Origin of the sequence: Myxococcus sp. CA033 (genome assembly GCF_013336625.1) — a bacterium.
GTDB classification, from domain to species: domain Bacteria; phylum Myxococcota; class Myxococcia; order Myxococcales; family Myxococcaceae; genus Myxococcus; species Myxococcus llanfairpwllgwyngyllgogerychwyrndrobwllllantysiliogogogochensis.
The window spans coordinates 59053-82246 of sequence record NZ_JABUMU010000033.1 but is presented as its reverse complement, the minus strand read 5'-3'; the positions used below and the strand labels follow the sequence as shown (position 1 = coordinate 82246).

The 23194-nt window shown below is 68.8% G+C and carries 16 protein-coding genes and 1 tRNA gene; 7 read left to right on the top strand and 10 right to left on the bottom strand.

What is annotated here, in order from left to right:
• The first annotated feature begins 834 nt into the window (after nt 1–834).
• On the top strand, nt 835–1476 hold the full coding sequence (locus HUA78_RS42465; protein ID WP_174478810.1) for a hypothetical protein: 642 nt from the start codon (nt 835–837) through the stop codon (nt 1474–1476).
• A gap of 54 nt (nt 1477–1530) precedes the next feature.
• On the opposite strand, the gene HUA78_RS42460 is transcribed toward HUA78_RS42465, so the two are convergent.
• Nucleotides 1531–1605: transfer RNA gene (locus HUA78_RS42460), tRNA-Thr, on the bottom strand.
• A 311-nt stretch (nt 1606–1916) separates the two neighbouring features.
• Between HUA78_RS42460 and HUA78_RS42455 the strand changes: the two genes are divergently transcribed.
• Entirely contained in the window at nt 1917–3467 is a 1551-nt protein-coding gene (locus HUA78_RS42455) for a Glu/Leu/Phe/Val dehydrogenase (protein ID WP_174466356.1), read from the top strand.
• A 165-nt stretch (nt 3468–3632) separates the two neighbouring features.
• On the opposite strand, the gene HUA78_RS42450 is transcribed toward HUA78_RS42455, so the two are convergent.
• Nucleotides 3633–3992: a PilZ domain-containing protein gene (locus tag HUA78_RS42450; RefSeq protein WP_141643206.1), complete on the bottom strand. Its 360-nt coding sequence runs from the start codon at nt 3990–3992 to the stop codon at nt 3633–3635.
• A gap of 169 nt (nt 3993–4161) precedes the next feature.
• Here HUA78_RS42450 and HUA78_RS42445 point away from each other — a divergent pair, with 169 nt between their 5' ends.
• Nucleotides 4162–4800, top strand: a complete 639-nt coding sequence (locus HUA78_RS42445) for a DUF6066 family protein (protein WP_141643205.1) — start codon at nt 4162–4164, stop codon at nt 4798–4800.
• Nucleotides 4801–4824: 24 nt separating this feature from the next.
• Here the strand turns inward: HUA78_RS42445 and HUA78_RS42440 are convergent, their stop codons facing one another.
• From HUA78_RS42440 to HUA78_RS42415, 6 genes are all read right to left on the bottom strand, one after another.
• Complete coding sequence (locus HUA78_RS42440) at nt 4825–6285, bottom strand: trypsin-like peptidase domain-containing protein (protein WP_174478809.1); 1461 nt, start codon at nt 6283–6285, stop codon at nt 4825–4827.
• Nucleotides 6286–6346: 61 nt separating this feature from the next.
• Entirely contained in the window at nt 6347–6985 is a 639-nt protein-coding gene (locus HUA78_RS42435) for a nucleotide exchange factor GrpE (RefSeq protein WP_141643203.1), read from the bottom strand.
• 98 nt (nt 6986–7083) lie between these two features.
• Nucleotides 7084–7326 (bottom strand): RNA polymerase sigma factor region1.1 domain-containing protein, encoded by a 243-nt coding sequence (locus HUA78_RS42430; protein ID WP_174456787.1) that lies wholly within the window; start codon nt 7324–7326, stop codon nt 7084–7086.
• Between the two features lie 108 nt (nt 7327–7434).
• Complete coding sequence (ftsH, locus tag HUA78_RS42425; protein ID WP_174456788.1) at nt 7435–9450, bottom strand: ATP-dependent zinc metalloprotease FtsH; 2016 nt, start codon at nt 9448–9450, stop codon at nt 7435–7437.
• A gap of 176 nt (nt 9451–9626) precedes the next feature.
• A complete protein-coding gene (locus HUA78_RS42420; RefSeq protein ID WP_174456789.1) occupies nt 9627–10562 on the bottom strand; it encodes a hypothetical protein in 936 nt (311 codons plus the stop codon).
• Nucleotide 10563: 1 nt separating this feature from the next.
• On the bottom strand, nt 10564–10971 hold the full coding sequence (locus HUA78_RS42415) for a (deoxy)nucleoside triphosphate pyrophosphohydrolase (RefSeq protein WP_141643200.1): 408 nt from the start codon (nt 10969–10971) through the stop codon (nt 10564–10566).
• A 266-nt stretch (nt 10972–11237) separates the two neighbouring features.
• Here HUA78_RS42415 and HUA78_RS42410 point away from each other — a divergent pair, with 266 nt between their 5' ends.
• The 3 genes from HUA78_RS42410 (at nt 11238) to HUA78_RS42400 (ending at nt 17003) form a co-directional block, all read left to right on the top strand.
• A complete protein-coding gene (locus HUA78_RS42410; RefSeq protein ID WP_044900586.1) occupies nt 11238–11474 on the top strand; it encodes a helix-turn-helix transcriptional regulator in 237 nt (78 codons plus the stop codon).
• Between the two features lie 263 nt (nt 11475–11737).
• Nucleotides 11738–15517 carry a protein kinase gene (locus HUA78_RS42405; protein WP_371745794.1) on the top strand — a complete coding sequence of 1260 codons (3780 nt, stop codon included), beginning with the start codon at nt 11738–11740 and terminating at the stop codon, nt 15515–15517.
• A gap of 151 nt (nt 15518–15668) precedes the next feature.
• Nucleotides 15669–17003 carry a serine/threonine-protein kinase gene (locus tag HUA78_RS42400; RefSeq protein WP_254624212.1) on the top strand — a complete coding sequence of 445 codons (1335 nt, stop codon included), beginning with the start codon at nt 15669–15671 and terminating at the stop codon, nt 17001–17003.
• A gap of 6 nt (nt 17004–17009) precedes the next feature.
• Here the strand turns inward: HUA78_RS42400 and HUA78_RS42395 are convergent, their stop codons facing one another.
• Nucleotides 17010–18389 (bottom strand): sigma 54-interacting transcriptional regulator, encoded by a 1380-nt coding sequence (locus HUA78_RS42395; protein WP_141646185.1) that lies wholly within the window; start codon nt 18387–18389, stop codon nt 17010–17012.
• Between the two features lie 33 nt (nt 18390–18422).
• Here HUA78_RS42395 and HUA78_RS42390 point away from each other — a divergent pair, with 33 nt between their 5' ends.
• Entirely contained in the window at nt 18423–19814 is a 1392-nt protein-coding gene (locus HUA78_RS42390) for an MBL fold metallo-hydrolase RNA specificity domain-containing protein (protein ID WP_174462477.1), read from the top strand.
• Between the two features lie 8 nt (nt 19815–19822).
• On the opposite strand, the gene HUA78_RS47025 is transcribed toward HUA78_RS42390, so the two are convergent.
• On the bottom strand, nt 19823–23179 hold the full coding sequence (locus HUA78_RS47025) for a hypothetical protein (protein WP_254624211.1): 3357 nt from the start codon (nt 23177–23179) through the stop codon (nt 19823–19825).
• Nucleotides 23180–23194 lie beyond the last annotated feature (15 nt).

The following is a 23194-nucleotide window of genomic DNA, read 5'->3' as shown; positions in this document are numbered from 1 at the left end:
ATCTCCATCAGCGCCTGCCTCAGCCCCGAGACAGCCTCTCTCCGTCTCATGCGTTTGGAACCGTCTATCGCAGAACACTTTCCACATCCCAGACATCGCGGCGCCGCTCAATGGCGTGCCATATGAGTCCGTGCAAATTCGCACAGAGCATCCGAGACAATGCATGACAGCGAAGACCTTCATTGGTGGCGCACTCATGATGATTGGGACGCTTTGCCTGGGATGCGGAGTCGGCCCTGAAGAGGAGTTGGAAAGCCTCGATCAGGCCGAACAGGCGATAGCGGCCTGCGCGGCTGGCTACACACCCAGCGTCCTTTGGTACTGTGAGCCTGGATGCACCTGGACCGTCAACGTTGGGTATTTGATCTGCACGAGAAACTCCCCACCGTATGACAGCTATGAGGCTGGAGAGACCGCACGACAGTGTGGCGCGTGCTTTTGAGGGAATCATGACCCTGTGAAATAGCAGTACGGGTCGGTCAGTTCCGCCACGCTTCGAGAGGCCCCTCTCATCGGAGTTCATCATCAACCGTCAGAACGACTCGGGCGTTCCGGCCACGCGCTTCGAACGTCTTCACAACAAACACACCCCCCCCTGCCACCTGATTGTGATAAAAATCGGGACAGATACCCTGGAACCGCGCCCTGTTAACAGCGCCTTGACACTTTCAACTCCTGTCACATCGGCATCTGTCTTGACTTCCCTCTCCAAGACGTTGGCACCCGGGCACTGGCGCCAACTCCTTCGGAGGGGTGGAGGCACGCGACTGCACACCGGCGCGCACCTCCTGCCCACTGGACTCCTGAACGAGGGAGCGCCAATAGACTCGCCCCATGACCTCCTACAATGCCGTCAAGCTCTTCAATGAGATTGAGCGCGTCGTGAAGTCGGAGCTCTCCGTCACGGAAGGACTCCTGCGCATCATCCAGTTCTGCGAGACAACACGCACTCATCCGGATTGGTCTGCCCTACGCACCCTCGATGTGGAGAGCGATCTCCGGCGGCTCCAGCAATGGCTCGAAACCATCATGCGGTCCACGCCACCGCCAGCGCCCATCACCGGCCTATGGTTCGGCCTCTTCAACCCGACGGTGCAGGGTCGCGCGACAGCGGACATCCATCTCATCGGGGCCCCCTATGACGCGACCGACCCCGACTGGCTGTTCCGGGAGCGGTGGGGCAATGACACGCCCGACTCGGGCTCCACCGTCCTCGATTCCATCTACCAGCTCGCCTATGGGCACGAAGACGGGCTCGGCAACGACGCCGAATATCCCCTGGCACTGGCGTACGCCGCGCTCGCTGTCCGGCATCTCGCACGGCTCATGGGTCCGACGCTCCTCGGGGATGCCACCCAGCGAGTCCTCAACGTCGGCTTCGATTCCGGCGACTTCCTGTGCATCGGCGCAATCCAGAAGGACGGCCTCATCTTCTCTGAAAGTAGCGAGGTGATGGCCCCCTGGAAGGAAGGATGACCCCGAAAGCAGAAAGGGCCGGTTGCCTCGCGGCAACCGACCCTTTTCACTGCATGGAGCCGACACCCAGGCTTGAACTGGGGACCTACTGATTACGAATCAGTTGCTCTACCACTGAGCTATGTCGGCGGAAGGCGGCGCGCTGAGTACCATCGCGTTCGAAGTGGGGCAAGGAGAAATGATGTGCCCCTTCTTTTTGATTCTGAACACCCTGCTTCGAACACCAACGAACGGCGCTGGCACCGCGACAACGATGACACGGTGCATCCGCCGTGGGTGACACAGCGCGTTGCCATAAGTACCCGTCATCGCTCCGTTTTTCGGGACGGGAGGTGGGCGCCACGGCGGTTGACCCCCTGTGTCGCATATGCGCATAAGGGCCCCGCTATCCCCGCGTCCCCGGCCCCATGTGGCTGGGACCACAAGGAGCCACTTTCATCATGGCCAGCGAAGAGAACTTCATGCGCGCTCCCGCGCCCACGCCGAAGCGCACCGTCTACACCGAGGCGATGGAGATCTTCCATCGGGCGGCGGACCTCATCAAGCTGGACAAGCGCGTCCGCCTGGAGCTGGAAGAGCCCGACTACGAGCACATCTTCTACGTCACGGCGAAGCTGAAGGACCGCCTCGTCCCCCTCATCCCCGAGCGGGCCAAGACGTTCGCCGACCTGCCCGAGACGCAGGTGCGCAACAAGGAAGGCCTGGAGCTGCTCGCCAACGGCAGCATCATCCTCAACGGCCGCGCCCTCCTGGGCTCCGACGTCGCCATCCGCCAGGGCCACCTGCGCCTGCCGGACGGCAAGGTCTACCAGCTGGTCCCCGGTGAGTCCCAGCGCTTCAAGGCCTACCGCGTCCAGCACAACCAGGCCCGTGGCCCCTACAAGGGCGGCCTGCGCTACCACCGCGAGGTGTCCCTGGACCTCTTCAAGGCCCTGGCCGCGGAGATGACCTGGAAGACCGCCATCGCGGAAGTGCCCTTCGGCGGCGGCAAGGGCGGCATCCAGATTGACCCGCGCGAGTACGGCCGCGAGGAGCTGGAGGCCATCACCCTGCGCTTCATGTACCGGCTCAAGAGCCTCATCGGGCCGAACATCGACATCCCCGCCCCGGACGTGGGCACCAACCCGGAGATCATGGCCCTGCTGTACCGCCAGTTCTCCGACGGTGAGCGCGAGCGCCACAACCTGCGCGGCATCGTCACCGGCAAGGACGTCCGCATCGGCGGCTCCGAGGGCCGCGGCAAGGCCACCGGCCAGGGCGTCGCGTTCTGCATCGAGGACTACTACGCCGACCGTGGCGAGAGCGTGAAGGGCAAGACCTTCGTCCTCCAGGGCTTCGGCAACGTGGGCAGCCACGCCGCCATCATCCTGGGCGGCATGGGCGCGCGCCTCCTGGCCGTCAATGACTCCGACGGCACCATCTACAACGGGGACGGCATCGACGTGCAGGCGCTCACCGCCTACGTCCAGGACCCGAAGAACCTCAAGCGCAGCGTGCTGGGCTTCCCCGGCGCCCAGAAGATTGAAAAGAAGGACCTCTGGGAAGTGCAGGCGGACATCCTCCTGCCCGCCGCGCTGGGTGGTGAAATCACCGCCGAAATCGCCGAGCGCCTCAAGGTCAAGCTCATCGCCGAGGGCGCCAACGGCCCCACCACCCCGGAAGCCGACCGCGTCCTCCAGAAGCGCGGCATCGAGATGATCCCGGACATCATCGCCAACGCCGGCGGCGTGACGGTGAGCTACTACGAGTGGATCCAGAACAAGCGCATGGAGCGCTGGAGCGAGGCCGAGGTCGACCAGCGCCTGGAGCGCGCGATGAAGCGCAACTACCGCATCATCCGCGACATCTCCCGCAACCAGCCGCGCAAGACGGACATGCACGACAGCCGCGGCTACTGCGCCGGCGAGGCCGTGGACTCCCGCTGCGCCGCGATGATCCTCGCGCTCAAGCGCATCGAGGCCCACTACCTCCTCGAGGGTTTCTCGCAGTAATCCGGGCGCGCTTTCCGCCCCCCTGAAACACCAAGGGCACGGCTCCTCTCCTCGAGGACCGTGCCCTTGTCATGCGTGGTGGGTGCCTCGGAAGTCGCCCCGTCGTGGCCCCCTGTCACGGGAGCGTCGGGCCACCCGGGCCCTTCCGGGCCCCCACACGTCACCTCAGTGCATCACCCGCTCGCGGTCCACCAGGAGCAGGGGCGCGTCGTCGTGCGTCTCGTACGCCACGATTCGCAGGCCCACGCCGCGGCTGCTGCCCTCGCGCCCGTCCTTGCGGCCAAACGCCAGCGCCACCTGGTAGCGGACCTCGCACAGGCACGTCATCTCCGTGCCGTCCTCGCCGGCGAAGGTGACCTTGAGCTTTTCTCCAAGCCCCACCTGGTCCCGGACTTCCACGAACATGCCGCGAGCGCTGATGTTGCGACCGACGCCCCTCATCATCCCGTCCTGGGTGGTGAGGTAGACGGTGAAGACCTTGTCGAAGCGCAGGTGAGTACGACGCTCTTGCGGACGCTCGAACACTGGGGGTGCCTCCCGGCAACAGGTGGTGACAGGCACACCCTACATGGTAGCCATATGTAGGCAATTTATTTACCTACATCCACCCCTGCCCACCTACGAGAAGGCATCCCCGGGATTTCGCGGGACATGGCACCATTCCCCTCCCCCCAAAGCCCTGGAGTTCTCCGTCTTGAGCCGCCTTCTGGTCGCCGTCGCCGCCCTCCTCCTGCCCACCCTGGCCCTGGCCGACGTGGACGCGCGCTTCGCCAAGCTGCGCGACGAGTCCGAGCCCCTGGGCGGCCTGGGGGCCTTCCTGGAGAAGTACATTGGCGCGTGTGAAGGGGCGCTGGTGGACCCGCAGTGCAAGTCCCAGGCGGAGGCGTTCCGCAAGAAGTACCAGGGCAAGCAGCTGTACATGATTGTGGTGGAGGACGACGCCAGCATGCTGTCGCCGGGCCCGTACTCTCCGGTGACGGGCGAGTACACCATCAACATCACCCCGTTCTTCCCCGGTGGCCGCTACGCGATGACTCACGGCGCCCCGAAGAAGTCGGACGGCAATGGCAATCCCGTGCTGCCCTACCTCACCGTCACCGGCACGCTGCCGGACGGGTGGAACGGACAGATTTTCTCCCGCATGTTCTCCATGCGCGGGGTGCGCGCCCAGGTCGTCTTCACGCCGCAGGGCGTGTGGTCGCTGCCGAAGAAGGGCGGCGGGAAGAACTACGGCGTGACGGCCCGCATCGAGGGGCTCATCGTCACCGAGGGCCGCACCGGCACGCAGCTCGGCCTGTGGCTCAACGGCAAGGACGCCAACGCGAGCCGCTAGGCCCGCGTCACGGACTGACTCCCTCTAGCGGGCGATGGCCACGTACTGGAGGGAGTCGCCCCGCTTCACCCGGAGCAGGATGCTCGCCCCGGAGCTGCCCCTGGACAGCGCCGCGCGCACCCCGGCCGCGTCCTTCACCCGCTTGCGGTTGACCTCCGTTACCACGTCCCCCGCGCGAAGGCCCGCCTCGTCCGCGGGGCTGCGCGGCGTCACCGCCGACACGAGCGCCCCCGCCCAGGCCTCCTGCCCCAGCGGCGCGGCCACGTCCGGCGTCAAATCCCGCAGCGCCAGCCCCAGGTCCTCGTCGCTGGACGTGCGTTGGACCAGCCCCTCCGTGGCCTCCTGGGCGGGGCGCTCCACCAGCCGCACGGTCACCTCCTCCTGCTTCGCCCCCGGGCGCAACAGCGTCAGCCGCGCCTCCGAACCCGGCGCCAGCAGCGCCACCTTGCGAAGCAGTTGGAGATAGGAGCCGATGGTCCGCCCGTTCACCGCGACCAACCTGTCGCCGGAGCGGATGCCCGCGGCGTGAGCGGGACTGCCCCGGAAGACGTCCTTCACCAGGGGCGCGCGCCGCTCGCCGCTCTCCCGGTCATCGTTGACGACCACGCCCAGCCAGCCGCGCTCCAGCTTCCCGTTCTCCCGCAGGTTGGGCAGCAAATCCTTCACCAGGTTGATGGGCACCGCGAAGCCAATGCCCTGCCCCTGGCTGATGATGGCCGTGTTCACCCCCACCACCTCGCCCTTCATGTTGAAGAGCGGCCCGCCGGAGTTGCCCGGGTTGATGAGCGCGTCGGTCTGGATGAAGTCGTCGAACTGGCCCACGCCCAGCACGCGCTCCTTGGCGGAAATCATGCCGTGCGCCACCGAGTGGTCCAGGCCAAAGGGGTTGCCGATGGCCACCACCCAGTCCCCCACCTCCAGCCGGTCCGAGTCTCCCAGGAACAACGCCGGCAAATCCCCCATGTCGGAGCCGCTCAGCCGCAGGAGCGCCACGTCCGTGGACGCATCCCGACCGACGACCTCCGCGGAGAACTCGCGGCCGTCCGACAGGCGCACGGCGATCTTGTTCGCCCCGGACACCACGTGGCTGTTGGTGACGACCAGCCCGTCCGCCGTCAGCACGAAGCCCGAGCCCGTGGAGCGCTTCATCCCCGCGAGCCCGCTCTCCCGGGGGCTCACCGTGGTGATGTTGACGACGCCCGCCTCCACCGCGCGAATCAGCGGCGCCAGCGACGTGGGTGGCACGAAGTTGGGAAGGCCCGGCTCACCGGCCGGGCGCTCGCGCCACAGCCCCATGGCGCCCGCACGGCCCTCGCCATTGCCTTGATAGGTGAACCAGGCGGCGTGCTCACGCACACGCGCCTGGAGCCAGGGCCCCACCGGACCCTCCTCTTCGGCACCCGCCGTCAGAGGAGTCACCGCCAGGACGAGCAGAACGGACAGCAGTCGAGAAGACACGGAGTGGCAGCTTATACGGCGACGCATGGCGAGCGGCGGGAACAACCCACGCCGCCGCCGTCTTCCGCGTTTTTCGAGCAACCGCCCGTCACGCCTGGGCGGGGGCCACGTACTTGGCCACCTTCACCCGGGCGGGGCGGATGACCCTGTCCTTCAGCCGGTAGGCCGCTCGGAACTCCGCCACCACCTTCTGGTCCTCGTCCGGGGAGGTGGTGATTTCCATGTCCGTGGCTTCCGCCACGTTGGGGTCATACGGCTGCCCCACGACAGTGACGCGCTCGATGCCCATCCCCTGGGCCTTGGCCAGGAGCGAGTCGCGGATCATCCGCACCCCCTGGGCCAACGCGGAGGAGTCCTGCGCGCTCATCGAGAGGGCGCGGTCCAGCTCGTCGATGGCCTCCAGCAGCGACACGGCCACGTTGCCGCGCTCCACGTCCATCATCCGCTCACGTTCGCGGGTGAGACGCTGCTTGAACTCCTCGCGGTCCTTGTTCACCGCCTGGTAGGCGCGCGCCAGTTCGTCCACTCGACGGCGGGAGGCTTCCAGGTCCGCTCGCAGACGCTCCTTCTCCGCGTCGGCGGCCTCGGACACGACGTCATCGGCGGGGGCCCGAGCCTCGGCTTCCTCGGAGCGGGCAGCGGCCTCCCCGGCGTCTGGGCCCGGCGGACCTCCGCCGTTGGCGTGCTGGGCTTCCTGGGATGCGTCGGTGTGGGAATTGCCGGACATGTCGAACCTGAAGTCGAGGTGTGAAGGCGCTCGTGCGCGGGTAGGCTTTCCTGGCCGCAACCTAACCGCGCGCGAGGGCGTGTCAACGCGAGGGGGAGCTAGTGCTCCTGGGGCGCGGGCGTCTCGGCCATGAACCCATGGTCGATCTGCCCCGTCACCTCGTCGATGATCTCCACCTGAGCGGCCCGCAGCGAGTAGTAGAGGAGCCAGCGCTCCGCCGCCGTCAACGTCCCGGCTGGCAGTGCCTCCTCGATTTCCTGAACCGTGAGCCGCCCTTCCTTGAGCCCCTTCGCGAAGAGAGCCTTCCGGGCCAGATAGCTCTTGCCGATCCTGTTCTCCACGGCGTCGCCTCCTTTAGGTCTCAAGATAATTTCGCCCCCCGGACACCGCAGGAATGTGCGGTGGCGGGGGGCGTGGGCCAGGCCGGAGGGCAGGCGCCCGGACGTCCGTTACGAGTCCAGGGGCTTCTCCGCGTGCTGCGTGGGCGGAGCCTCCTCGTTGGTGTTCACCGGATGCGCGGAGATGACCTGGCGGGCCTCGGGGTGCAAGAGCCCTCGCTGGGCCAGCACCTTGGGGCCGAGGATGCCCGTCATCGTGTCCTCCTCCACCACCTCCACGGCGAGCAGCCGCGCGGCCAGGGCCTCCACCTTGTCCCGGTGATGGGTGAGCACCTCCCGGGCCCGGTCCAGGGCCTCGCTCACCAGCTTGCGGACCTCCTCGTCGATCATCCGCGCCGTCTGCTCGGAGTACGTGCGCGATTCGGGGATGCCCGCGGAGCGCAGGAAGTTGGGGCCATGGTCGGCGCTCAGGGCCACGGGGCCCAGGGTGCTCATGCCGTAGTCCCGCACCATCAGCCGGGCGACCTCCGTGGCCTGACGGATGTCATTGGAGGCGCCCGTGGAAATCTCTCCGATGAAGATCTCCTCCGAGGCGCGCCCGCCCATCATCCCCGCCATCTTGTCGCGCAGCTCGTCCAGCGACATGAGGTAGCGGTCCTCCAAAGGCAGCGACATCGTGTAGCCGAGCGCCGCGAGCCCGCGTGGAATGATGGAGACCTTCGTCACCCGCTCGGCATGCGGCAGCATCCAACCCACCACCGCGTGGCCCGCCTCGTGGTGCGCGACAATCTCCTTCTCGCGCTCGTTCATCCGGCGGTTCTTCTTCTCCAGGCCCGCGACGACGCGCTCAATCGCTTCCTCGAAGTCCGCTCGCATCACCGCGTCGCGGTTGCGTCGGGCCGCGAGCAGCGCCGCCTCATTCACCACGTTGGCCAAATCCGCGCCGGCGAAGCCTGGCGTGCGCGAGGCGATGGTCCTCAGGTCCACGTCCGGGCCCAGCTTCACGCCGCGGGCGTGGATCTCCAGCACCATCTCCCGGCCGCGCTTGTCCGGACGGTCCACCAGCACCTGCCGGTCGAACCGGCCCGGCCGCATCAGCGCGCTGTCCAGGATCTCCGGACGGTTGGTCGCCGCCAGGATGATGAGGCCGGCGCGGCTGTCGAACCCGTCCATCTCCGCGAGCAACTGGTTGAGCGTCTGCTCGCGTTCGTCATGACCACCCGCGACGCCCGAGTTGCGGCTCTTGCCGATGGCATCCAGCTCGTCGATGAAGATGATGCAGGGCGCCTTGGCGGTGGCCTGGGCGAACAAGTCCCGCACGCGGGCCGCGCCCACGCCCACGAACATCTCCACGAACTCCGAGCCGGAGAGGCTGAAGAAGGGCACGCCCGCTTCACCCGCGACCGCTCGCGCCAGCAGCGTCTTGCCCGTGCCTGGAGGTCCCACCAGCAACACGCCCTTGGGGATGCGCCCACCCAGGCGGCGGAACTTCTCCGGCGTCTTGAGGAACTCGACAATCTCCTTCAGCTCCTCCACCGCTTCGTCCACGCCGGCCACGTCCTTGAAGCCCACGCCGGTGTCCGCCTCGGCCTGCACCTTGGCGCGGGTCTTCCCGAAGCTCATGACGCTCTGCGGGCCCTGACCGATGCCTCCGGCCACCCGCCGCATCATGAAGCTCCAGAAGAGGAAGAACAGGCCCAGGGGCAGGAGCCAGATCCACAGCGCTTCGCCCAGCCCCGACTGAGGCACGGCCTCGAACTGGACACCCTTCTGCTCCAACAGGGGGACGAGCGTCTCGTCACCCTGGACCCGATACGCCATCCACGGCAGCGCGCTGGGCTCGCCTCGCAGCGGGCGCTCACCCTGCGCGGGCGGCGGTGGCTGCGCGGTGTCCTTGAGGAAGCCCTTCACCCATTCGTTGGAAATCTGGACCCGGCTGAAATTGCCGGACTCCACCGCGTCGCGGAACTGGCTGTAGCTCACCCGCCGTACGCCCGCGTCCTGGAAGACGTTCCGGAAGAGTAGGAAGCCCAGGACGAGCAGCAGGATGTAGCCCAGCGGTGAGCCGAACTTGAACCCCTTGCCCGGCGACCCTGGCTTCTCGGACTTCTTTCCCCGCGGGCCCATACCCGGCGGGAGCTCCTGTGGCTTCATCGTCGGCACGCTCGCCCTCCCCCTCCCCGCGCATTCGGGCCCCGTGCCCGGATGGCGTCACACTCAGCCGGGCAAAGATGTTCACCGCCGGCTGACCGTCAACCCGCTGGCTCGGCTTCACGCCACGTACCGACTCAGGAGTCGCGAGATCAGCGACACCCCACCCGCCACAAGGGTTGACCTGTGAACTCCGTGCCCAGGAAATACCCCTGACCGTCCGGCAGATAGGCCACCGCCTCCGCCTGGGCCTGGCTCCCGGCCGGCACCTCGACGAGAGCGCCCTTCAACAGCGACTCGACATCCGTCGCCCCCGACTGTCGCAGCTCCCACACCCGCGAGTAGGTGCGCACCAACAGGCGCTGGCCGGAGGGATGCAACGACGCGGCCGTCGAGAGCCGATCCACGCCCCCGGGGACCTCCAGCGTGCCCAGCTTCGTCGCCTGGATGACGGTGCCGGGTGACAGGCCGTCCAACGCGAAGACGTCGCCCAGCGAGCGGCGCGTCTTGGTCAGGACGACCAGGCGCCCCGAGCGCGCGTCCATCACCAGCGCCTCCGCGTCATGCGAGCCGTCCGGATAGGTGAAGGGCAGCACCTCCACCGGCACGGTGGCGTCGCCGAGCGTCTCCGGCTCTGGCACCCGGAACAGTCGCACCTGCTCCCGCAGCTCGAAGTTGTCGCCGATGTCCGCCAGGAACACGCACGTGCGGGGCTCGCCTGGCGCGCACGGCCCCACCGCCACGTCCTCCACATCCCGAGGCTCGGCGCCGGTGAGCTTCAACCGGGCCCGCACCCGGCCCGCCTCGTCGATGGCGAACACCTCGAAGTCGTTGCCGGAGTCGTTGTGGGCCCAGAACACGCCAGGGTGGCGGACGCTGGCGGCCAGTCCGGACAGCTCTGGCAACTCGTCCGGAACCACGCCCGCCTGCTGGGGGACACCGTAGGCCACGCAACCGGGAACACCGACCGCGGGTGCCTGGGTGCCGGCGTCCTCCTGGACCGCCACCTCGGAAGGAACGGGCTTGGGACGCGAGCAGGCGACCCACCCCACGCTCAACAGCAGGGCCCAGGTCCAGCGGGGCGCCACGTCAGGTGTCCAGGTCCAGCAGCTTCGCCAGTGTCTTCGCGTCCGCGTCGGGGAAGCGGTAGTGCGACATCTCCTCCAACGTCACCCAGCGGTGGTCATGCACGCGCAGGTGGCGGATGTGGTGCTCCGACTCCGCCAACTGGCAGCGGAACACCCGGAAGTCGATGTCATAGGTGGGATACTCGTGGCGGGTGTGCATGACCTGGTCGAGCACCTCCACGGCCACGCCCATCTCCTCCTGGATTTCCCGCGCGAGGGCCGAGGAGTCGCTTTCGCCCTCCTCCACGCGGCCGCCGGGGAACTCCCACAGCAGGGGCAGCGATGCGGTGGGGGGACGCTGGGTGATGAGGTAGCGTCCCTCCTCGTTCTCGAGCATCGCGCCGACGACTCGGACGTGGCGACGGGCCATTCGCTTCTCCTGTCTCCTGGGCAGGCCAACGGGGAGGGGCGGCCTAACACAGGCCCCCGCCCGTCGCCAATGCCACTGGCCCCCCTCCGCCAGCGTGCGCATGGCCCAGGCAGGCGCCCACCCCCACCCCGGGGAGCCCCTGCGTTGGCGGTCGGCGCCAGGTCCCATCCCTCGGGGCCCCATCCAATGTTGGAGGCCATGCTTCGGACCTGGAGCATGTGGTGAATTGGGTGACGAGCGGGCCGGATGGCGTCATGCTCGCGTCCATGAAGACGAGTCGCGCGGAAAGGGCCGAGGTGCTCGGGGCGGCACTGAAGGCCGCCCGCCAGCAGGCGGGGCTCGGCATGGAAGAAGTCGCCGAGCGCCTGGAAATGCCCGTGGAGGTCCTCGCCAGGGTGGAGCGTGGAGTCATGGTACCGACCATCTCCACCCTGACCCGGTTGTGCGTCATCTTGAAGCTGGACCCGGACACCCTGCCGGACCTCCCCGAGATGAGCGACTGAGCCTCGCTCCGGGAGCGCGCCGGGAGGAGGCCTGATGGCCCCACCGACGTCCCCGGAAGCGGTGGCCGTCCCTCTGGGGGAGGCTTCCGTCCGCGCCGCCGAGAGGCGATGCTTCGAGGGGCCCGCACGCACCTCGGACTGAACTCCCCTCGCCGCCGCCATCGATGCGCTGTCCCACCTGCCATCGCCGTGTGGTGGATTGTTGTCCCCTCCACCCCTCCTCCGCGCTTGCGCCCCGAGCGCCTCCCGCCCCTGCGCCCGACGTGCCCGGCTACCAGTTGGGCGCCGCCCTGGGCCGGGGAGGCTTTGGCCGGGTCCACGCCGCGCGCCGCGACGCGGACGGCAGGCAGGTGGCCCTCAAGGTGCTGGAGCCGCTCGCATCCGAGCGACTGACTCGCGAGTTGGAGGCCCTGCGCCGCATCGGCCCGCCCGTCACACCGGAGCTGCTGGGGGAAACGCGCACCTCCGCTGGTGAGCACGTCGTCGCGATGGAGCTCATCGAAGGCGTCACCCTGGCCCGCCGCCTCGCGGAGCTTCCCGGCCAAGGCGCCCTGCCGTGGGACGAAGCGCGAGGGGTGATGGTGGCGCTGGCCCGGGCCCTCTCGGGCGTGCATGCCGCGTCGGTGGTGCACCGGGACCTGAAGCCCGAGAACGTGATGCTCGCCGGCGAACGGCTGGTGCTCGTCGACTTCGGACTCGCCCGCGTCGGCGCCACCCGGGATGAGGCGCCCGCGCCCAGCGTGACGAGGACGGGCCAGCGGCTGGGCACCCACGAATACATGTCGCCCGAGCAGTGTCACGACGCTCGCATCATCGACGCGCGCGCCGACCTCTACAGCCTGGGTGTCGTGTACTTCGAAATGCTGTGCGGCCGGCCGCCCTTCGTTGGAGAGACGGCCTCCGTGCTTCAAGCCCATGTCTCTCGCCGTCCCCCATCGCTCGCACGGCTTTCGCCGTCGCCCGTGCCGGACGCGGTGGAAGCGCTCGTGTCGCGCCTGTTGGCGAAGGCTCCCGAGGAGCGGTGGTCCACGGCCTCGGAGGTCGTCGAGGCACTCGAACGTCTTCCGAGGGGAGCACGGCCCTCCCCTTCCAGCGCGGTGCCTCCTCTCCATGCTGGAAGTCCCGAGGACAGCACGACGTCCGCGCCACGGTCCGTGGCAAGTCCGGGCCCACGGGACATCGCGTTGCTGGGCGTCAGGACGTCATTGCATGTTCCCTCTCTGCGCGCGCAGCTCTCCGGCGTCGGGGCGGAGCTGGCTCGCGTGGAGGTCGGGCTCGCGCTCTTCGCGTTTCCCCATGCCAGTGGCGTGGACGTGGGCTTGCGCACCGCGCACAAGGCCGCGGAGGCGCTCGCGAGTGTGCTGCCCGCCGGCTCGACGCGCGTGGTGCATCGGGCGTCCCTGCGCGTGCGGGAGCGTGGTGGGCGGTGGGTGCTGGGAGGCGCGGCGCTCGAACACGTGGAGCGGTGGTGGCCGCCGTCGGCCGCGCCATCCGACGCCCTGCTGCTGACTCCGGAGGCGAGGGAATGGCTCCGGGAGCCCGAGTCCGGACGCACGCCACCACCCGAGCTGCCCCCTCCGCGTGCCGTCACCCTGCGGGGTCGAGAAGGTGACCTGGGCTGGCTGCGAGAAGGCGTGGCGCGAGTCCGCGAGCACCGCGCGCCCCTGCTCTTGACGCTGCTGGGAGAAGAGGGACTCGGCAAGACGCGACTGCTGGCGGAGTTCCATCGGGAGCTGCTGGGCACCGGCGCGGTTTCCAGCGTGCTGGTGGAAGCGCACCGTGACGAGGCCAGCGCCACCGAGAGTGGCCTGGGCAACCTGCTCACCACCATCCTGGGACTTCCCCCCAACACGCCCTCCGAAGAGGCCGTGAAGCTCCTGCTCCAAGACGCGGGCCTCACGTTGGAATTCGCCACCCTGCACCCGGCGGCGCGGCGGCAGCACATCGCCCGAGCCCTCGCGTCGCGACTGCGGCGGCTCTCCGAGGCACGGCCCCTCGTGCTGCTCGTGGACGACGCGGAGACGTTGGACCCCACCGCGCTCGATGCGCTGGAGCTGGCCACACTCGCGGGAGTCCAGGCGCCACTGTGCATCGTCCTCGCGGGGCGCCATCGCCTGCTGGAGATGCGGCCCTACCTGGGCGAGCGCTCCGCCGACACCGCGAGTAGGGAGCTGGAGCCGTTGGAGGACGGTGCGGCGCTGGAGGTGCTGCGCGAGCTGCTTCATCTGGTGGATGTGCCCGCGGAGGCGACGTTGCGGGAGTTGGCGGAGCGGTGTGGCGGCTCGCCGCTGCGACTGGTGGAGCTGGTTCGAACGCTGAGGGCCGCGGGTGCCATCCGGGCACGCGTCGGGGGTGGCGGCTATCTGGCGGCGGAGGCCCTGGACGCGCGCGCCCTGGACAGTCCGAGTCCGGATGAACGGATGGCGGTGCGCGGTCTCGCGGCGCTTCCGTCAGGACTGCGCTCGCTGCTTCAAGTGGCGGCGGTGCTGGGCGACGACGTGCGCTGGGATGAACTGTCCGCCACGCTCGCGCGGCTGGAGCACGACGCGGCGCTGGACCTCTCGCTGGACCCGGGCGTGGGCCTGGAGCGGCTGGCGCGCATGGGGATGCTGGAGTCACGAGGGCCCCGGCGTTGGCGCTTCGAGCACACCACGCTGCGCGAGGCCTTCGCCGCGCAACTCCCGGGAGCGTTGCGGCGCCGCATCTGCGGTTCCGCGTTGAGCGCCCTTCCCGAAGCTCCCATGCCACGCAGGGCCCGCTGGGCGGAGGCCGCCGGGGAGACGCTCCTGGCGTTGGAGCTCCACCATGCGATGGCGGAGTCCAGTCGCCGAGGCTACCGGCTGCTGGAAGCCGAGCGTCACTACTCAGCCGCGCTGGCGCTGCTGCCTCGCGAGTACGACGTGCTCAGGCTGGAGCTGCTCTCGGGCCGAGGCCGCGTGCGCTATCGGCTCCAGCGCATCGACGACGCGCTGGAAGACCTGCGCGAGGCGCGACGTGTGGCCGTCGCCCGTGGGTCCGTGGTGCGAGAGGCGGACCTGCTCCTGGAGGAAGCCACCGCACTGGACTGGCGGGACGAGACGGAGGACGCCATCGCATTGCAGGAGCAGGCCCTGCGGTTGCTGGGCGAGCCCGTGCCCTCGGACCTGGCGGCACGTCACGCCCTGGCGCGCGCGCGGGTCTTCGTGAGGCGTGAGGACATCGCGGGAGCCATCACTCCGTTGGAGGAAGCGGTGGCCATGGCCCGTTCCACGCGCGACGAGGAGACGGAGGCCATCGCGCTGGCGATGCTCGGCGCGATGCTGGGGTGGACCGGCCAGCTCGAGGACTCCGCGCGACGCTTCGACGAGGCCATCGCCCTGTGCGAGTCCACGGGCGACACGCTGCATCTGGGCGTCGCGCTCAACAATCGGATGGTGCTGCACGTCCAGCGGCGCGACGTGGCGGGCGCGCGAGGAGACCTGGAGCGCGCGGTGAGCCTGGGGCGCGAGCTGGGCAACGTGCAGATCGAACGGACCTCCGCGTTCAACCTCGCGTTGCTCCTGGCGTACCAGGGGCGCGCGGCGGAAGCACTGCCACTGGCGCGACGCGCGGGCGTGCTCAGTCAGCGGTTCTTTCCGCGCTCCATGGCCCAGGATGCGCTGCTCGTGGCGCGCCTCTGCTGCGAGCTGAGTGACCTGGCGGAGGCGGCTCGACAGCTGACGTGGCTGGAGGAGTCGACTTCGCTCGCGAGCATGTCACCGGCGGACCAACTCATGAGCTCCGTGGTGCGACGTGTGGTGGATGAGTCGTCGGGTGAACGGCCCTATACCCGCGCCTTCTGGGAGGAGCGGGTGGACTCCGCCAGGACGCGGATGACACCGGACGAACGGATGGAAGTCCTCATCTGGGCGGCACGCGCGGCCCGGGCGGCAGGCGATGACGAGGCACTGCGCGCGAGAGTCACGGAGGTCGAGGACATCGCGCACGAGGCGCCGCTCTGGACGGAGCGCGTCCGGGGACTCGTGACGGATGGGCTCGGCGGCCGGGAGAAGCCTGGCGCGTGACGAATGACGTCCGGAGACAGGCGGAGCGGGCCCGTGTTCGCAGCGAACGCGCGGGCCACTGGCCGGATGGCTCTCGGCCGGTCGCTCGTGACAAGCAGGGACAGGAGGCGGGAGGAGCCCGGCCCGTGCTAGCAGGAATCGGGGAGCGTGGATGGCCGAGATGAACGAGCGAGACGGCGCGGGGAGTCACGCGCAGGTCTCCCTGTATGGTGACGAGTTGGAGCCGGGAGCCCTCGTCGGTCCGTGGGTGGTGGAGTCCCGGGCCCACTCGGGTGTCACCGCGTCGCTCTATCGCGCCACCCATGTGGACACTCGTGCTCCCGCCGCCGTGAAGGTCGTGCGGGCCCATTTCAACCACGTGAGCGAAGTCCTCAAGCGCTTCAAGCAAGAAGCCGACACGCTCCAGACACTTCAGCATCCACACATCGTGCGCGTGCTCGAATACGGGGAACTGCGCGACGGACGCCCCTGGCTCGCCATGGAGTGGCTGGAAGGCGAGAGCCTGGACCGATGGCTCGCGCGCCGTGGACCCTTCTCGCTCGCGGAAGCCCACACGGTGATGGAGGAACTGGGGAGCGCGCTGGCACATGCCCACGGGCAGGACGTGCTGCACCGCGACCTGAAGGCCCAGAACGTCATGCTCCTGCCGCGCGCGGAGGGCTTCACCGTGAAGCTCGTCGACTTCGGCATCGCCAAGGTGGCACCCGCCGAAGGCAGCGCGGGCCTGACGAGCGCGGGCGCGGTGCTGGGAACCCCGGTGGCCATGGCTCCGGAGCAGATCCTCGGCCAGCCCGTGGACGTGCGCGCGGACCTGTATGCGCTCGGTGTGCTGCTCTATCAACTGCTCACGGGGAAGCTCCCCTTCACCGGAGAGAGCGCGGTCGAAATCGAGGAGCAGCACCTGCACGCGCCTCCACCTCGGCTGAGTGAGAGCGTGCGGGTTCCTCCGGCCCTGGAGGCTCTGGTCCGGCGCTGTCTCGCGAAGCGCCCCGACGAGCGTTGGCCGGATGTCACGACGTTCCTCTCGGCGCTGCGCGCGGCGCTCGCCCCCGTGGACGAAGCGACCTGGGCCGCCGGGCTCTACCTGGACCTTCGTTTCCCGGCGTCACACGAAGACCCCACGGACGATGCGCTGGACGCGAGGGACACGGCCTTGGAATCGAGCCGCGAGCTGCTGGAGTCCGCGGGTTGGACGCTGGCCGTGGAAGGAGGCAATGCCCTCCTCGCCTGGCGCGAGCTTCCCGCGGAGGCACCGGCGCGGACCGTCGAGCGCACCGCGTGTCGGAGGCTGGCACAGCAGATCCTCACGCGAGCGATGGCCCTCGCTGGCGACGCGCTCGAGACACGGCTCTATCTCCATGCCGCGCCCGGCGAGCTTTCAACGAACTCGCAGGGCGGGCGACTCGTGAGCGGCCCCCTGTCCCGATTGGAGGGGTGGGCCACCGGGGGCGCACCCGGCGCGGTGACGGAGCGAGACGCCGACTGATTCGGCTCAGGTCCGCAGGCCGCGTCGACGAAGCAGGCGGTACAGGTACACGCGGTCCATGTCCGCGGCGGTGGCGGCCTGCGACACCTTGCCGCCGTGGAGCTGCATCAGCGCATCCAGGTACTCACGCTCGAAGATTTCGAGCGCCCGGCGACGAGCCTCCGCATAGGGCTGTTTGGGGTCCACCATGCTCCCGAGGACGCCCTGCGCACCAATCTGCTCCGTCGTCGGAGGCATGGCGTCCTGGAACACAAGGCAGCGCTCCAGGTGGTTTCGCAGCTCGCGCACGTTGCCGGGCCATGCGGCGTGCTGGAGCTGGTCGATGAATTCGGGCGTGCTCAGGGCCGCGACATGCTCGGGCTCCGCGCCGAACGCGGCCAGGATGCGCTCGGCGATGAGGGGGATGTCCTCGGGACGCTCCCGCAACGAAGGGATCAGGATGCGCACCACCGCGAGCCGGAAGAACAGGTCCGGACGGAAGCGACCCGCGTTCACCTCCGCGCGCAAGTCTCGATGGGTCGCCGCGATGACCCGCACGTTGACGGGCTGATACGTGTTCGAGCCCAGCCGACGAATCTCGCGCTGCTCCAGCACGCGCAGCAGCTTCGGCTGAAGCTCGGACGGCAGCTCGCCCACTTCGTCGAGGAAGATGGTGCCGCCATCGGCCTCCTCGAAGGCGCCGATGCGCCGCTGGAGCGCGCCCGTGAAGGAGCCCTTCTCGTGGCCAAACAGCTCGCTCTCCAGCAGGTTGCCGGGGATGGCGCCGCAGTCGACGGTGAGGAACGGGCCGGACGCACGGGCTCCCGCGCGATGGATGGCCAGGGCCGCGCGGCTCTTCCCCGTCCCTGTCTCTCCTTCGAGCAGCACCGTCGCGTCACTGGCGGACGCGCGCTCCATGAGCGCGAAGCTCGCGCGGGAGACGACGGAGGTGCCCACCAGTTCGCCGAAGAAGCTGCGCTCGGAAATCTGGAGGCGATTGCTCTCCGGGCTGAAGTCGAAGCGCACGCTGACGCGGCCCAGGCGAAGTACGCTGCCACCGCGCAGGTACGCCTCGCGCACGTGGACGCCGTCGAGCACCGTGCCGTTGAGACTGTCCAGGTCCCTCACGCGCGCGCCATCGCGGTCGACCCGCACCTCGCAGTGGAAGCGCGAGACGGTGGGCTCCTCGATGACGAAGTCATTGAGGGCGTGCGAGCCGATGGAGAAGGTGTCGGCGTTGGAGTCCTTGGACTGCCCGGGCTGCGGGCCCTCCAGGACGGTGAAGCGGAAGCGACGGACGGCACCGGTGAAACCAGGGCGACCGGAGCCGGTGGGCCGAGTCTGCTGGGCGTCCTCGCCCTTCGAGGGGGTGCGGTCCGCCCCGGGGGGCCGCTCGGAGATGCTCATGGGCGCCCCACGCTAGCACGGTAGGATGCGCCCATGGCCTCCCTCCATTTTCTCGGCGCCGCCGGAACCGTGACGGGCTCGAAGTTCCTCCTCGAGCATGATGGCAAGCAGGTCCTCGTCGACTGCGGGCTCTTCCAAGGCCAGAAGGAACTGCGTCAACGCAACTGGGAGCCACTGCCCCTGCCCGCGCGGGAGATCGACGCCATTGTCCTCACGCATGCCCACATCGACCACACCGGTGGGCTCCCCCGGGTGGTTCGAGAGGGCTACGACGGCCCCATCTACACCACGCCGGGCACGCGCGATTTGACGGCCCTGTTGCTGCCGGACTCCGCGCACCTGCACGAGGAGGAGGCCCGCTATGCGAACAAGGAGGGCTACTCCAAGCACCGCCCCGCCCTGCCCCTCTACACGGTGCCCGACGCCGAGCGCGCGGTGGAGATGATGGAGACCTTCGGCTACGAGCGGCCGAAGGAAATCCTCCCCGGTATCACCCTCACCTTCTACCGGGCGGGCCACATCCTGGGCTCGGCGGTGTGCGTGTTCGATTTGAAGAGCACGCGTCAGCGCGTGGTCTTCAGTGGGGACCTGGGGCGCTACAACGCGCCCATTCTCAGAGACCCGCAGAGCGTGGACTCGGCCACGACGCTGGTGGTCGAGAGCACCTATGGAGACAGGCAACACCGCGACACGAAGCCCGTGGATGCGCTGTGCGAAGCGGTGACGGGCGCCTTTGAGCGGGGTGGAGTGGTGGTGATTCCCGCGTTCGCGGTGGGACGCACGCAGGAGATACTCTTCCACCTGCGCAATCTGGAAGAGGCGAAGCGCATTCCAGAAGTGGATGTGTTCGTCGACTCGCCCATGGCGTGTGACGCGACGCCGCTGTACCTGATGCATCCCGAGGAACATGACCTGGTGATGAAGTCGATAGTGGAGCGCGGGGCGTCTCCGCTGGCGACTCGGAGGACTCGGTTCGTCACGTCCGCGAAGGAGAGCAAGCAACTGAACCAGCACCAGGGGCCCGCGGTCATCATCTCCGCGTCCGGCATGGCCACGGGTGGACGGGTGCTGCACCACCTGAAGCACCGGCTGCCGGACCCGCGCAACACGGTGCTCTTCGTGGGCTATCAGTCCGTGGGTTCGCGAGGTCGGCGGCTGCTCGATGGCGAGAAGGAGACCCTCATCCACGGGCAGCGTGTGCCGGTGGCCGCGGAGATCCACACGGTGAGCGGCTTCTCGGCGCATGCCGACTGGACGGAGACGATGCGCTGGATGGAGGGCTTCGATTCTCCGCCGCGCCAGACGCTGCTGGTCCACGGTGAGCCGGAGGCACTGGAGGCACTCCGGCGGCGTGTGCAGGCCAAGAGCTGGAACGCCTACGTGCCTGGGTACATGGAGAAGGTGGAGCTGGAGTTGGCGGTCTGAGCCGTCGGCTAGGACTTCTCGGTGCGGGCGCCTGTCCGCACCGACCAGCGGACGATGAAGGCCGGTCCGTCCTTGGCGTGACCGGATACGTGCGCCAGCAAAGCGGGCCGAGCGTCACCGGTCCAGAGGCTCACGAAGTCGCCCATCCACCAGTGGGCCAGGGAGCGCGCGGCGCGAGCCACCGTCTCCCGTGACACTTCGGACAGCGAGCGCTGGTCTTCCATCAGCTCGCGCACGAGACGAGCGGGCAGCAGCCAGCACTCGGCGCGAGGGATGGGCGGAACGAGGAAGAGACAAAAGGCGGCGTCGGTCCGCGAGAGCATTCCATCGAGTTGCTCACGTCCGAGCTTGAAGTGAGGCAGCCACTGCCCTTCACCACGTTGCTCCAGCTTCACCACCTGCACGAGCACCGCGCGTTCGGTGCGCACGAAGCCGTCGACGTCCGCATCGAGGACGAAGGCGACCTCGGGTCCGGAGGTGGGCCGAGAGGTGGCGCCCTTCGCGGCTCGCTTTCTCTTCGGCGCTCGTGGACGAGGTGAAGCCTCCGTCGGCGTTGCCTCCTCGACCCACCGCGATTCGGCGGCGGAGGTCGTCACCGGAGCGAGCAACGGGGGCAGTGGTTCCGTGCCGTCGGGTGGATTCTCGGCAGGTGCGGCGGACTCCGGAGGAACGTCGTGTCCGGGCGAGACGAATACCTGAGCATCGTCGGCTCCTGCGACCTCCGTAAGTTCGCCGGAGTGCTCGCCAGGAGTCACTGCCTCGGAAGCAGTGGCCTCGGCGGGCTGTTCTCCCCACTGCGCTGCGTCCATTCCATCGACTTCGTGCGCACCGTGCGGCCTCTCATCGGACACGAGCGCTGCGTCCTGGCCTGCGACAGAACGAGCCCCCAGAGCCCCTTCGTCCGAAGCAGCCACATCGTCACGCGTATCCGCCGAAGGCGCTTCAGCCAAGACACTCAACGCACGCCCAGCTGAAGTGGCTTCGTCGGAAGCAACCCCGTCGCCCTGCGTGTCGGCCAAAGGAGATTCGGCCAAGACGCTCATCGCACGCCCAGCTGAAGCAGCTTCGTCGCCCTGCGTGTCCGCCAACGGAGATTCGACCTCAGCCGTCGGCGTGAGCTCGATTGGCCCGGCTTCGTCAGAACCACCAACGTCAGCCAGCGTCTCTGACAGCGGTACTTCGGCCTGGAGAACCAAGGCGCTCACATCACCCGGTCTGCCATCAGCCTCAGAAACATCCGCGGGCGCATCGGTCAGAAGTTCGGCGCGGTCATTGCTCTCCGGGCTCGCGCCCAGCGTCTCTTCGTCGGGAACAACAACATCCGGAGGCGCATCTAGCGCGCTCGAATCCTCCGGCCCTTCGCCGGCGAGAGCGCCATCCGCGAACGGTCGCACGGTCTCTGTCCCTGCCAGGTCCCCGCGATGAGCGTCCTCGTCGCTCGCGACATCGACCGCCACCTCTGTGACGGTTCCCTCAACCTCGGCAGTGGGGGCCTGCGCGTCCGCACTCGTCAGCGCGCTGGCCTCACCGCCAACCTGTCCCTCCGTCGAAGGAAGCGGTTCCTCGGGCATGATGTCCGCCACGCGGCGAACCGTCAGCTCGAAGTCCAGCGGCGGCGGCTGCCCTTGCGCCAGCAAGGTCAACAGGTCCGCCTTCACACGGCCCATCTCCCCACTCAGGCCCTCCAGCAGCGAGGCAACCAGTTCCTCCGTGTCCTCACGAAACCGCTCCGGGTAACGCGTGGCGAAGTCCGTCTCCACCCGAGTCACCGCGCCCAGCAGCAGTTCCTCCAGGTCGCGATCTCTCAGCCACGTCCGCCCAGCCAGCGGCACCGCGCGAGTCACATGCAGGTGCCGCAGTGCCTCCGTCAGCGAAGCCGGAGCGACCGCGCCCGTGGGCTTCACGCCGGGCCCTTCCTTGCCCGTGCCCTGAAGCCACCGCTGCAACGTGCGCACCCGCAACCGCACTCGCGACGACGGGTGGTCCTTCAGCTTTCGCACCTGCCGTCGGTCCGTCTCCGTGCGCAGGAGCGACAACACCGTCAGCTCCGCCTCGGACGACGCCGCATCCGGCGCGCACCACAGGAAGAACTCGATGGCCGCCTTGCGCAGCATGGGCTTACGCCCCACCCGTTCCGCCACGTCCTCGCGCCACGCCGCCAGCTCATCCATGCCCGGACGCGCATCCACCGCCACCAGGCGAGGCCAAAGGTCCGCGCACTCCTCCGCCAACCAGCACAGCTGCACGAAGCCGGGCGCCAGGGGCTCGAGCTTCGCCCGCGTCCGCTTGCGCCGCTCGAATGCATCCGTCAGGCCCTTGCGTACCGACGCACGGAACAGCCGTTCCTCCAACCACACCAGGGCCAGCACGAGCCCGGGCTCACCCTTGCGCAGCGTGGCCTGGCAGTGGTCCAGCACGAAGCGCACGGGCTCCAGGCTCGCGGCCACCTCGAAGTCGCTCCCCACCAGCGCGCCCATCGCCCCGCGCAGCCCATCCACCGGCGGCGCATCGAAGCGCGCGAGCAGCTCGCACAGGTTCTCCACCACGGACGTCGGCCCGCCGACTTCCAGGGTCCGCGCCAGCAACAAGCCCGCGCGAGCACACCACTCCGGCTCCTTGCGGCCATTCGGATAACACGCCAGGAAGCCGCGCATCGCACCGCGGCCGTCAGGCGAAGTCGCCAGGGCGAACAGCCGCTCCGCCAGTACCTCCGACGCCTCCTGCCAGGGAATGCGCGAGGCCCGAGTCCGGATGAAGTCCGCGAGCCTGTCCCGTCCCGCCTCGGCGGTCGCCGGCAGGAGCGCGCGAAGCTGCTCCAACATCCCGATGGCCTTCGCTCCCGTGGCCATCACCCGCTTGAGGTCCACCTCCACGCTGTCCTGGAACCGCAACGCCCGCCCATCGAACGAGCACGAGACGTCTCCCACCAGGGTCGCCAGCGAGTCCGGGTGCCGCTTGAGGTAGCGCGTCAGCACCGTCGACACGGAGGCTTCGGTCTCCCGTCGCACCCGCCCCGTGATTTCCGCGTCTCCCGCCGCTCCAAGCACGTCCAGCATCTGGGCCTGTCGCGACAGCAGGCGCTCCAGCAATCCCGGCGGCGGCGCCGCATACGGCCACAGCAGTTCGCTGCACGAGCCCACCAGGAACAACAACTCCGCGAGCCCCCGCGCGCCCGCGGCCACGCGCTCCCACGCTGCGAGCTGCGCCTGGTTGCGCTCGTCCAGCGAAGCTCCACGCACCCACTGCGCGAAGGACTCCGTCCATTGCGCGGACGCCGACACCGCCTCGGCATCGGGCGTGCGCGAGACTCCCTCATAAAGCGGCCGGAGCGACTCCGGCCACGCGGCCTCACCGGACGGCTGCATGCGCGCTCACGGACC

Coding starts and splice junctions, on each gene's coding strand:
- HUA78_RS42410 (WP_044900586.1), top strand. CDS start 11,238: ATGAAGACGAGTCGCGCGGAAAGGGCCGAGGTGCTCGGGGCGGCACTG.
- HUA78_RS42390 (WP_174462477.1), top strand. CDS start 18,423: ATGGCCTCCCTCCATTTTCTCGGCGCCGCCGGAACCGTGACGGGCTCG.
- HUA78_RS42400 (WP_254624212.1), top strand. CDS start 15,669: ATGGCCGAGATGAACGAGCGAGACGGCGCGGGGAGTCACGCGCAGGTC.
- HUA78_RS42455 (WP_174466356.1), top strand. CDS start 1,917: ATGGCCAGCGAAGAGAACTTCATGCGCGCTCCCGCGCCCACGCCGAAG.
- HUA78_RS42415 (WP_141643200.1), bottom strand. CDS start 10,971: ATGGCCCGTCGCCACGTCCGAGTCGTCGGCGCGATGCTCGAGAACGAG.
- HUA78_RS47025 (WP_254624211.1), bottom strand. CDS start 23,179: ATGCAGCCGTCCGGTGAGGCCGCGTGGCCGGAGTCGCTCCGGCCGCTT.
- HUA78_RS42465 (WP_174478810.1), top strand. CDS start 835: ATGACCTCCTACAATGCCGTCAAGCTCTTCAATGAGATTGAGCGCGTC.
- HUA78_RS42435 (WP_141643203.1), bottom strand. CDS start 6,985: ATGTCCGGCAATTCCCACACCGACGCATCCCAGGAAGCCCAGCACGCC.
- HUA78_RS42395 (WP_141646185.1), bottom strand. CDS start 18,389: ATGAGCATCTCCGAGCGGCCCCCCGGGGCGGACCGCACCCCCTCGAAG.
- HUA78_RS42440 (WP_174478809.1), bottom strand. CDS start 6,285: ATGCGTCGCCGTATAAGCTGCCACTCCGTGTCTTCTCGACTGCTGTCC.
- ftsH (WP_174456788.1), bottom strand. CDS start 9,450: ATGGGCCCGCGGGGAAAGAAGTCCGAGAAGCCAGGGTCGCCGGGCAAG.